The organism is Streptomyces sp. NPDC054847, from assembly GCF_053610925.1.
This window is the reverse complement of record NZ_JBSGZJ010000215.1, coordinates 1-11,752: the sequence shown is the minus strand read 5'-3', so window position 1 is coordinate 11,752 and position 11,752 is coordinate 1. Positions and strand designations below refer to the sequence as shown.

Here is an 11,752-nt window from a genome sequence, read left to right as displayed (position 1 = left end):
GCCACGGCAGACCGGCCCGCGAGGCCGCGCAGCAGTGGCTCGGCCAGAGGGAGCCGGGCGCCGTGCCGCAGCCGGCAGCGCGCAAGCGCGGGCCCCATAGCCCGGCAGCCCGCAAGCGCGGGGCCGTAGCCCCGGAGCCGGCCGCCTGTACCGGTCTCTAGGACGCGCTGTCACCGTCCGCGGCCGTCCCCGCGCCGGAGCCGGTGTCCCCGCCGGACTCCGTGCCGGTGCCCTCGTCGCCGTCGGAGCCTTCGCCGGAACCCCGTCCGTCGCCGGTGCCGGTATCGGTGTCCTGGTCCGAGCCGGAGCCCTCGGCGGAGCCGGTGCCCCCGTCCGCCTCCGGGTTCTCACCGGGGTCCGTGCCGGCTCCGACGCCGGAGTCCCCTCCCGTGTCCGACTCCCCGTCCGTGCCGCTTCCGTCGCCGGACTGCGTGGGGCCCGCCTCGAAGCCGAGGCCCGCGCCCCCGGTCAGGTTGTCCAGGTCGACCACTTCCCCGGCCGGCGGCGCCTCGACCTCGACCGGCTCGTCGTAGCGGGAGAGAACGATGGTGCCGGTCTCGTTGCCACCGGCCTTGACGATCTTGAGGACATGGGGCTTGCCCTCCTTCGCGACATGGACCGTCGTCGTCCTGTCCTGTTCCTTCTTCACGAGGGTCACCGTCGGTACGCCGTCGACCTCGGAGTCCGGGCCCTTGGTCATCTGCTTCCGGTCCGCCTCGTCCACGTCCATCTGCGCGAACATCGCCTTGAGGTCGCAGACGCGGTCCAGGTCCTTGACGGTCCCGGTGGGCATCTTGACCCACCGGCCCTGCATGAGTTCCACGACGGCGTCGTTGTCCACCCCGGGCGACTCGGAGGAACGCTCGCGCAATGAGGCGCTCCAGAACTGCTCGTCGCCCTTGAGGTACATGACCTCGGACGCCTGGCGGAGTTCCGCTCTGCCTCCCTTGACGCCGAGCAGGCCGCTGCATTTGTCGCCGGAGTCGAGGGCGAGGTCGACGGAGACCGGCTCGCCGTCCTTCTCGGTCCGGCCCGCCATGGTCAGGGACTTGGCGGCTCTGGTGGCCGCGACCGCCTTGTCGGCGATCTGCCCGGCGTCGAGGCCCTCCAGCGATTCGCCGTCGCCGCTGGTCACGGCCGCAGGCCCTCTTCGCTCCCCGGAGGCTCCCTTGGCCTTGATGTCACCGTCCTGGGAACAGCCCGCCAGCACGATGACGGCACTCGCACAGACCGCCGCCGTCACCAGGGACTTCCGCTTGGCCGTCATGTTGTCTCTCCTCGCAGATCCGGATGGGCCCGCCACGACGTGTCGCGATGGCCGGGAAGTCCATTGGATCTGCGCAAATGTGACACTGCATGACAAAACTCCGGTCATTCCACTATTTGGCGGCCCTCCGGCTGCGCGCTGCACGACGCGCGGAACGCGCAATGGGCGCAGTGCTGCCCGGTGGAGGGCGTGAAACGCTCGTCGAGGACCCGGCCGGCCGCGGTGGCGAGCAGGTCCCCGACCCATTCGCCGGTGAGCGCCTCCTGTGCCTGGACCTTCGGCAGGGCGTCGCCGCCCTCCTTCTTCGCGGCCGGCTGCCGCAGCTGTACGAGCTCGGCGCCGCCCGGCTCGGGGCGGTTCCCGCCGAAGACCTCGTCGACCGCGCCCTCGCGGACGGCCAGCTGATACACCGCGAGCTGGGGATGGCGGGCGACCTCGTCCTTCGTGGGCGTCTGCTTGCCCGTCTTGAAGTCGACGACATAGGCGCGGCCCTGCTCGTCCTGCTCGACGCGGTCCATGGAGCCCCGGATGCGCACCTCGAACCCGCCCGCCTCCAGCGTGACGTCGAAGTCGTGCTCGGTGGCGGCGGGGCGGCGTCCGCCGCGGTCCATCACGTGCCAGCGCAGGAAACGCTCGAGTGCGGCGCGCGCGTGTCCCTTCTCCTGTTGCGACTTCCAGGGGGCGTCGAAGACGAGCGCGTCCCACACCGAGTCGAGGCGCTCCATGAGAACGGCGAGGTCGGCGGGGGTACGGCCGGAGGCGACCTCGTCGGCGAGCACGTGCACGACGTTGCCGAAGCCCTGGGCGGCGGTCGCCGGCGCGTCGGCCTTCACCTCCCGGCCCAGGAACCACTGGAGCGCGCAGCTGTTGGCCAGCTGGTCGAGTGCGCTGCCGGAGAGCGTGACGGGCTGGTCCCGGTCGCGCAGCGGCTTCGCGCTGTGGGTGGCGTCGTACAGCCCCCACCAGCGGTACGGGTGCGCGGAAGGCACCAGCGGCTGTCCCTCCTCGTCGGTCAGCGCCGCGAGCCGGGCCAGCCGGCGGGCGGCGGCCTCCCGCAACCGGGGGGAGGCGTCCGGGTCGACGGTGGTGGCGCGCAGTTCGGCGACGAGCGGGGCGACGGCCAGCGGACGGCGCGGACGGCCGGTCACATCACGAGGCTCCACGCCGAGTTCCGCCAGGAAGCGGGAGGGCTGGTCACCGTCGTCGGCCGGGGCCTTGACCGCGGTGACGACGAGACGGTCACGGGCGCGGGTGGCCGCCACGTAGAACAGCCTGCGCTCCTCCGCCAGCAGGGCGCCGGGGGTGAGCGGCTCGGCGAGGCCGTCCCGTCCGATGCGGTCGGCCTCCAGAAGTGAGCCCCGGCGCCGGAGGTCGGGCCACAGGCCCTCCTGCACACCGGCGACCACGACGAGGCTCCACTCCAGGCCCTTGGAGCGGTGCGCCGTCATCAGCCGCACGGCCTCCGGGCGGGCCTCCCGCTTGGAGAGGGTGTCGGCGGCGATGTCCTGTGCTTCGAGCTCCTCGATGAAGTTGAGCGCGCCGCGGCCGCCGGTGCGTTTCTCCGCGCGCGCCGCCGTCTCGAAGAGCGCGCAGACGGCGTCGAGATCACGGTCGGCGTTCCGGCCGGCCGCGCCGCCGCGGAACGCCGCACGCTCCAGGCGCTGCGGCCATGGGGTGCCGTCCCACAGCAGCCACAGGGCCTCTTCCGCGGTGCCTCCGCACTCCAGGAGTTCGCGCGCCTTGCGCAGCAGGGCGCCCAGCCGCTGGGCGCCTCGGGCGTACGCCGGATCGTGGGCGACAAGCCGCTCGGGCTCGGCCAGCGCGCGGGCGAGAAGCTGGTCGGACGGCGGCGGCAGCGTGTTGCCCCCGGCCCGCTCCTCGTCCCGCAGCGCCCGGCCGAGACGGCGCAGGTCCGCGGTGTCCATGCCGCCGAGCGGCGAGGTCAGGAGAGTGAGCGCGGTCTCGGTGTCGATCCACACGGCGGGCTCGGGACCGGGCTCCCGCGCCTCGCCCGCCTCCTCCGGAATCCCGGAGACCTCGGCCGCGCCGTCACTAGCATCGCCCCGCTCGCCTGCCTCCTCCGGATCCCCGGAGCTCTCGACCGCCCCTCCATCGGCGCCGGGCTCCTCGCCCGCTCCCCCGGCGACAGGCGCGGGCGCCGGTGTGGGCGGCGCGTCCGCCGGGCGGCCCGCGGCCGCCGTCGCGACCGTACGCAGGGCGGTCAGCAGCGGCGCCACCGCCGGTTCATGGCGCAGGGCCACGTCGTCGCCGTCGATCTCGAGGGGTACGCCCGCCGATGTCAGGGCGCGCCGCATGGAGGGGATGGTGCGGCCGCCCGCCCGGACGAGCACCGCCATCTCGTGCCAGGGGACGCCGTCCTCGAGATGTGCGCGGCGCAGGATGTCCGCGATGTTGTCCAGCTCCGTGGAGGCCGTCGGATAGGTGTACGCCTCGACGCGGCCGCCCTCGCGGACCGCCGCCAGTTCGCGGTGGGCGCGGACCTTGCCGGCCGGCAGCCGTGTCAGCGGCATCCGGCGGGTCAGCAGCCGGGTCGCCGCCAGCAGGGTGGCCCCACTGCGCCGGGACGTGGTCAGCACGGCGACGCCGGCGGGAGTGCCGTCGGCACGGGGGAAGGCGTCGGGGAAGTCGAGGATGCCGTTCACGTCCGCGCCGCGGAACGCGTAGATCGACTGGTCGGGGTCGCCGAAGGCGACGAGTGTCCGCCCGCCGCCCGCCAGCGCGCGCAGCAGCCGCACCTGGGCCGGGTCGGTGTCCTGGTACTCGTCCACGAACACCGCGTCGTAGGCGGGCAGCGCCACCTCCTCGGCCAGCAGGACGGCCCGGTGCACCAGTTCCGCGTAGTCGAGCACCCCCTGGAGGTCGAGGACGTCCAGGTATTCGGCGAGGAACGAGGCGGCCGCGCTCCAGTCGGGCCGGCCGATGCGGGCGGCGAAGCGGGCGAGGGAGTCCGGGCCGAGGCCCAGCTCGCGGCTCCGGGCCAGCACGGCACGGACCTCGTCGGCGAAGCCGCGGGTGGTCAGGCACGCCCGCAGTTCGTCGGGCCAGCGGACGCCGGGCAGGCCGATCTGGCCGGCGAGGAGTTCCCGCACAGTGACGTCCTGCTCCGGACCCGACAGCAGACGCAGCGGTTCGGCGAACAGGTCGGCGTCCTGATGAGAGCGGACGAGCGCGTAGCAGTAGGAGTGGAACGTCGTGGCCTGCGGTCCGCGGGCGCCGCCGAGCCGCAGCGCCATCCGGTCGCGCAGTTCCACCGCCGCTTTGCGGCTGAAGGTGAGGACAAGGATGCGAGAAGGGTCCGTGCCCGCCGCGATCCGGGCCGCGACGGCCTCGACGAGCGTGGTCGTCTTGCCGGTGCCCGGTCCGGCGAGCACGAGAAGCGGTCCGGTTCCATGGTCAACCACAGCGCGCTGGGCTGCGTCCAGGAGAGGGGGAGTCACGGGGCCCGGCGGGGTTCGCACCAGCCGGTACGCGCCCGGGAACCTTCCGCCCCGCCCGTGCGGGCGCGGGAGAACCCCCTGCCGTACCTGCTGCGGGTACGGCACATGCCCGGTGGTGGAGGAGGAGCTCACGTGGATCGCCGGTCCTGGTGGGTGTGCTGGTGGTGAGAGTGCGGTTCGTGCCGCGCGCTGGAGACGCTACGCCAGGCGCCCGGGTACGGACGGCGGAGCCGTTCCGTACCCCGTGCGGTCCTCGGAGTCCCCGCCCTGTCGCCGCTTGGCGGAAGCTGTCATATGTGAGCTTCGTCGCTGTGCGCCCCGGCGCCGTCCCATCGCGCGCGTTTCATGTCGAGGCGCGGCACATGCCCTTCCGCGGCACGGGACGCTTCACGCAACGGGGTCCCCTCCTCGCGGTACCGCTCCAGGGCGCGCAGTTCGTGGCCCGGGAGCAGGACGCCGTCGGAGCGCACCACCCGCCACCACGGCACGGCGCCGCCGTACAGCGCCATGACGCGGCCGACCTGGCGGGGTCCGCCGTCGCCGAGCCACTCCGCGACGTCCCCGTAGGTCATGACCCGGCCGGGCGGGATGCGCTCGGCGACCTCCAGAACCCGCTCGGCGTACTCAGGCAGCTCGTCCATCCGACCCATCCTGCCGCACGGCACCGACAACGCAGTGGCCCTGACGCCCCCGACGGGGACCGCTCCGGCCGGGAGCGGCGTGAGGGACAGCGGCGCGGCCCGAAGACGCACGGCCGGACCGGCCCTGGGCGAGAAGGCCGCGATGCGGAGAGGGAGAATCGGCACATGGGAGGCAAAGAGGGGTACCGTTCTCGCCTCGCGACCCCGCATTGCACCCTGATGCCCCCCTCTGTCGTCCGGTCGTGCCACCATCGTGCGGGCGGTGACTGGTGATACGAGATCAAGAAGAGACAGAGACGGCGAAGGAGCAGGGCGTGCAGCCGAAGGCAGCAGGCACCCCTGATTCCGAGCCGCACCCGGAGAAGGCTGTTCCCGGCAAGGAGACGCCGGCGGCCGGGGTACCGGAGGCCGAGGTGGCCCACGCGGACCAGGTCTCCGGGGACGAACCGCTGCTCGCCGCCCGTGTGCACCGCCCGTCGGACCTGATGCGGCTGCTGATCGGCATTCTGGTCATCGCACTCGTGCTGGCCGTCGCCGCCTTCGCGCAGGGCACCACGAGCGGCCTCGAGCAGGACATCAACAAGGGCACCGGGCAGGCCCCCGACCTGCTGGTCAAGATCGCCGGCCTGGTGTCCAGCATCGCCGTGCTGCTCGTGCCGGTGGCGTTCGCCATCGAGCGGCTGATCAAGCGGGACGGTCTGCGGATCGCGGACGGCGTGCTCGCCGCGGTCCTCGCCCACGGAGTCACCCTCGCCACCGACCTCTGGGTCGCCAAGAGCGCCCCCGGCTCGCTCCAGGACGCGCTGACCCAGCAGCAGACCGGCGGCGAGCTGACCGATCCGGTGCACGGATACCTGGCGCCGGTCATCGCCTATATGACGGCGGTGGGCATGGCCCGCAGACCCCGCTGGCGCGTGGTCCTGTGGATGGTGCTGATGCTCGACGCCTTCGCGATGCTCGTCGCCGGCTACACCACCCCCTTCTCGGTGCTGCTGACCGTGCTGCTGGGCTGGACCGTCGCGTACGGCACCCTCTATGCCGTCGGCTCGCCGAACGTGCGCCCCACCGGCCGGAACCTGCTCGCCGGCCTGCGTCACGTCGGGTTCCGCCCGGTGACCGCCATGCGTGCGGAGGACGACGCCCCGGAGAGCGCGGACCAGGACCGCGGCCGCCGGTATCTGGTGTCGCTGGAGGACGGCCCTCCGCTGGACGTCACCGTCGTCGACCGCGAACAGCAGGCGCAGGGCTTCTTCTACCGCGTGTGGCGCCGGCTGACACTGCGCTCGATCACGACCCGCCGTTCCATCCAGTCGCTGCGTCAGGCGCTGGAGCAGGAGGCCCTGCTCGCGTACGCGGCGATCGCCGCCGGCGCCAATGCCCCCAAGCTGATCGCCACGTCGGAACTCGGTCCCGACGCGGTGATGCTCGTGTACGAGCACTCCGGGGGCCGTTCCCTGGACTCCCTGGCGGACGACGAGATCACGGACGACGTGGTGCGCGGCGCCTGGCGCCAGGTGAAGGCGCTCCAGTCGCGCCGCATCGCCCACCGTCGGCTCGCCGGCGACGCCATCCTGGTCGACCCGGACGGCCAGGTGATCATCACGGATCTGCGCGGCGGAGAGATCGCCGCCGGCGACATGGTGCTCCGGATGGACATCGCCCAGCTGCTGACGACCCTGGGCCTGCGGGTGGGCGCCGAACGGGCCGTGGCCGCGGCGGTCGAGGTGCTCGGCCCCGACAAGGTCGCCGACTGCCTGCCGCTCCTCCAGCCGATCGCCCTGAGCCGCTCGACCAGGGCCACCCTGCGCCACCAGGCACGCGAGCGTGCCCAGCGCGAGCGGGATGCGGTGCTGGAGGCGTCGGAGGCGGCGAAGCGGGCCCGTACAGAGGGGCCCTCCGCGGACGACCGCAAGGCGGCCCGCAAGGTGGAGCGCGCGGAGAAGCAGGCGGACAAGCGCGCCATGGACGAGGCCATGGACGAGGTGCGCGAGGAGGACCTGCTCTCCCAGATCCGGCGGCAGGTCCTGCTGATCAGGCCGCAGGCCCCTGTGGAGCCCGTCCGTCTGGAGCGGATCAGGCCACGGACACTCGTCAGCTTCATCGCCGGCGCGGTCGCCGCGTACTTCCTGCTGTCGCAGATCGCCGGCATCGACTTCGGCACCGTCTTCGCCAACGCCCACTGGGGCTGGGTGGCGGCGGCCCTGCTGTTCTCCGTACTGAGCTACTTCGCGGCGGCGATGAGCCTGCTGGGATTCGTCCCCGAGCGGGTCGGCTTCCTGCGGACGGTGCTCGCGCAGGTCGCCGGGTCGTTCGTCAAGATCGTCGCACCTGCCGCGGTCGGCGGCGTGGCGCTGAACACCCGGTTCCTGCAGCGCTCCGGTGTCCGGCCGGGGCTCGCCGTGGCCAGTGTCGGCGCCTCGCAGCTGTTCGGGCTCGGCGCGCACATCATGCTGCTGCTCTCCTTCGGCTATCTGACCGGCACGGAGAAGACGGCGTCGCTCACCCCGTCCAGGACGGTGATCGCCGGGCTGCTGACGGTCGCCGTGCTGGTGCTGGTGGTGACGGCGATCCCGTTCCTGCGGAAGTTCGTCGTGACCCGGCTGCGGTCGCTGTTCGCGGGCGTGGTGCCGCGCATGCTGGACGTGCTGCAGAGGCCGGGGAAGCTGATCACCGGCATCGGCGGGATGCTGCTGCTGACGGGTGTGTTCGTGCTCTGTCTGGACGCGTCGGTCCGGGCGTTCGACGGCGGGCACCAGCCGGTGAGCTACGCCAGCATCGCCGTGGTGTTCCTCGCCGGGAACGCACTGGGCTCTGCGGCGCCGACTCCTGGCGGTGTGGGTGCCGTCGAGGGCGCGCTGCTCGGCGGTCTGGTGCTGGTGGGCGTACCGGGGGACGTCGCCGCGCCCGCGGTGCTGCTGTACCGGACGATGACGCTGTGGCTGCCGGTCCTGCCGGGCTGGTTCGCCTTCACCCATCTCACCCGCCAGGGCTCCCTCTGACGGGCCGGGGGCTCGCCCGACAGGCCGCCCCCGGCCCGCCGGAAGTCACCCGTCCGGCGTAGCGCGGCATCCTCCACCCGCATGGACCTTCGCCCGTGCGGGGTACTCGGTGGCGGCGCACGATGGCGACATGCCGATAACTTCCTCCGCCGCGCGCGCCGCGGCCGCCGCCACCGTGACAGCCGCATTGCTGGCCGCCGCCGGGTGCTCCGACGAGGGGAACGACGGCGAGGACAGGCCGAAGGACCTCGCCTCCCAGCGACTGGAATGGCGGCCCTGCCCCGCACCCTCGCAGGCGGAAGGCGGCGGTCCGGCGCCGTCGCCGCTGCCGGGCGGGACGAAGTGGGAGTGCTCCTTCATTGACGTCCCGCTGGACTACGCGAAACCGGACGGCGAGACGATCGAGCTGGCCCTGATCCGTGCCCGGGCCCGTGACACCGCGAACCGCATCGGCTCCCTCGTCTTCAACTTCGGCGGACCGGGCGCCTCCGGGGTGCACACCCTGCCGTCGCTCACCTCCGACTACGAGGGTCTCCGGGCCCGCTACGACCTGGTGAGCTTCGATCCGCGGGGAGTCGGCCGCAGTGTTCCCGTGGAGTGCCTCGACGACAGGGAGATGGACGAGTACGCGGCAGAGGACCCGACGCCCGACGACGTGGCCGAGGAGAAGACCTTCCTGGAAGGCATCGAGGACTTCACCAAGGCCTGCGAGGAGAACTCCGGTGACGAACTCCCGTACGTCGGCACCGCCAACGCCGCACGGGACCTGGACCTGATGCGCCAGGTCCTCGGCGACGACAAGCTCCACTACTTCGGCATCTCGTACGGCACCGAGCTGGGCGGCGTCTACGCCCACCTGTACCCGAAGAACATCGGCCGGGCCGTCTTCGACGCCGTCGTCGACCCGACGCTGGACACCGTCCAGAGCGCGCTCGGGCAGGTCAGGGGCTTTCAGCAGGCCCTCACCAACTTCGCGGAGGACTGCCTGGACCGCGGTGACGCGTGCCGGCTCCCCGGCTCGTCCGTGCAGGAGATCCAGGACTGGATCATCAATCTGCTGGACCGGCTCGACAAGAAGCCGATCCGGGGGATCGGGGAGCGGATGCTCACCGAGGGGCAGGCGGCGAACGGCATCATCCAGACGCTCTACTCCAAGGAGTACTGGAAGCTCCTGGAGGAGGGCCTCGACGAGGCGGACGGCGGCAACGGGGCTCTGCTGATGGCGTTCTCCGACGCGCTGAACGGACGCTCCGAGAACGGCACCTACAGCAACATCCAGGCGGCGGGCACGGCCATCGGCTGTGTCGACACCAAGGCCCGCTACACCGTCGACCAGGCGAAGGCCATGGTGCCCGAGTTCCGCAAGGCCTCCCCGGTCTTCGGCGAGTACCTCGCCTGGGGGCAGGCGAGCTGCAGCAAGTGGCCCGTACCGGGCACCTGGGACCACCCGGACGTCTCGGCGCCGGGCGCGCCGCCCATCGTGGTGGTCGGCAACACCGGCGACCCGGCGACCCCCTACAAGGGCACGAAGGCGATGGCTCAGGCGCTGGGCAAGGGCGTCGCGGTCCAGGTCACCTACGAGGGCGAGGGGCACGGTTCGTACGGCAGCAGCCCCTGCGTCAAGAACGCCGTGAACGGCTACCTGCTGAACGGCCGGGTCCCCTCCGACGGCACGGTGTGCAGGTAGTGCCGGCGCGTGCCCTGCCTAGGATGTCGAAACTGTCTTCGACGACCGTTGGGATGTGTGGGATGAGACATCGGGTGCGAGCGGTGGCCCTGGCAACGGCGACGATCCTCGTGGCGGCCGGCGCGGCCGGATGCAGCGGGGACGGGAGCGACGGGACCGGCGACGCGCGCAACGGCGAATCCCCGTCCTCCGCCGGCTCCTCCCCTGCGGCGAGCCCTGCCGGTGATTCCGCCCTGCCGGCCGTGCTGACCGGGCAGAAGCCCGACTGGAAGCGCTGCGAGGCCCCGACCAAGGCGTACGGCAGCTCCGCGCAGGCGCCCGGCGGCCAGTGGCAGTGCGCCACGGTCGAGGCCCCGCTGGACTACGGCGACCCGGCCGGGGAGACCATCGGCATCGCGCTGATCCGTTCCAAGGCCAAGGACCCCGAGAAGCGCATCGGCTCGCTGCTCTTCAACTTCGGCGGCCCCGGCGGCTCCGGCGTGGCGGCACTGCCGCAGGCGGCCGAGAGCTACGGCAGCCTGCACAGCCGCTACGACCTGGTCGGCTTCGACCCGCGTGGTGTGGCGGAGAGCTCCGCGGTGGTGTGCCGTGGCGACAAGGAGACGGCGAGGTCGCTGGGCCTGGACGCCACTCCGGACACCGCGGCGGAGGAGAAGACCTACATGGCCGACGCGGCGGCCTTCGGCAAAGGCTGCGCCGAGCGGTCCGGCCGGGTCGTCCCGCACGTCGGCACGGCGAACGCCGCACGCGACATGGACCTGATACGCCACGTCCTCGGCGACGACAAGCTCCACTATCTGGGCTTCTCCTACGGCACCGAGCTGGGCGGCGTCTACGCCCACCTGTACCCGAAGAACGTCGGGCGGCTGGTCCTCGACGCCGTGGTCGACCCGTCCGCCGACTACGCCGGGCACTCGCGCAACCAGGCACGCGGATTCCAGCGCGCGCTGGAGAACTACTTCAAGAGCCGGGGCGTCAGCGCGGAAGAAGGCACCGGACGCGTCGTGAAACTGCTGCGGCAGCTCGACCGCAAGCCGATACCCGCGGCCGACGGGCGACGGCTCACCGAGAGCCTCGCGCTGACCGGGATCATCCAGCCGCTGTACTCGCAGAGCAGCTGGAAGTACCTGACCCAGGCTCTGGACGCGGCGGAGCAGGGCGACGGCACGGGGCTGCTGCTGATGGCCGACTCGTACAACGACCGTGACGCGAGCGGCCGTTACGGCACTCAGAGCCATGCGCAGCGCGCCATTTCGTGCGCCGACGCCAAGGGCCGGGTGCTGCCCGCCGAGGTGCGTTCGCGTCATCTCGCCGAGTTCACCGACGTGTCCCCGGTCTTCGGCCCGTATCTGGCGTGGGACCTGGCCGGCTGGTGCGCCGAGTGGCCGGTGCCCGGCGAGTGGGAGACGCCGGAGGTCTCCGCCGAGGGCGCGGCGCCCGTCCTGGTGATCGGTACGACGGGCGACCCGGCGACCCCGTACGAGGGTGCGAAGAAGATGGCCGACGAGCTCGGCAAGGGCGTCGGCGTACTGCTCACCAACAAGGGTGAGGGCCACGGCGCCTACGGAAGCGGGACGTGCGTGACGGAGGCCGTGGACGCCTATCTGCTCGCGGGCAAGGTCCCGCAGAACGGCAGTACCTGCACGTCCTGAGGTGCCCGCAGCCGGCACGACGAAGGCCCCGGACCGCTCGACGCGGTC

General features: G+C 72.4%; 6 protein-coding genes. 3 read left to right on the top strand and 3 right to left on the bottom strand.

Translation table 11 applies throughout. The features are described from left to right. Positions 1–157 precede the first annotated feature (157 nt). The 3 genes from ACWGH4_RS20995 to ACWGH4_RS20985 all read right to left on the bottom strand — a co-directional run bounded on the left by ACWGH4_RS20995 (position 158) and on the right by ACWGH4_RS20985 (position 5,375). A complete protein-coding gene (locus ACWGH4_RS20995; protein WP_453463012.1) occupies positions 158–1,267 on the bottom strand; it encodes a hypothetical protein in 1,110 nt (369 codons plus the stop codon). A 104-nt stretch (positions 1,268–1,371) separates the two neighbouring features. Next, positions 1,372–4,857 carry an ATP-dependent helicase gene (locus ACWGH4_RS20990; RefSeq protein WP_453463009.1) on the bottom strand — a complete coding sequence of 1,162 codons (3,486 nt, stop codon included), beginning with the start codon at positions 4,855–4,857 and terminating at the stop codon, positions 1,372–1,374. A gap of 158 nt (positions 4,858–5,015) precedes the next feature. Further along, positions 5,016–5,375: an MGMT family protein gene (locus tag ACWGH4_RS20985; protein WP_453463006.1), complete on the bottom strand. Its 360-nt coding sequence runs from the start codon at positions 5,373–5,375 to the stop codon at positions 5,016–5,018. Positions 5,376–5,680: 305 nt separating this feature from the next. On the opposite strand from ACWGH4_RS20985, the gene ACWGH4_RS20980 reads away from it, so the two are divergent. The 3 genes from ACWGH4_RS20980 (at position 5,681) to ACWGH4_RS20970 (ending at position 11,704) form a co-directional block, all read left to right on the top strand. Beyond that, positions 5,681–8,365: a lysylphosphatidylglycerol synthase domain-containing protein gene (locus ACWGH4_RS20980; RefSeq protein ID WP_441264076.1), complete on the top strand. Its 2,685-nt coding sequence runs from the start codon at positions 5,681–5,683 to the stop codon at positions 8,363–8,365. 130 nt (positions 8,366–8,495) lie between these two features. Then, positions 8,496–10,052, top strand: a complete 1,557-nt coding sequence (locus ACWGH4_RS20975; RefSeq protein ID WP_453463003.1) for an alpha/beta hydrolase — start codon at positions 8,496–8,498, stop codon at positions 10,050–10,052. A 62-nt stretch (positions 10,053–10,114) separates the two neighbouring features. Further along, a complete protein-coding gene (locus ACWGH4_RS20970) occupies positions 10,115–11,704 on the top strand; it encodes an alpha/beta hydrolase (protein ID WP_453463000.1) in 1,590 nt (529 codons plus the stop codon). The last annotated feature ends 48 nt before the right edge of the window (positions 11,705–11,752 follow it).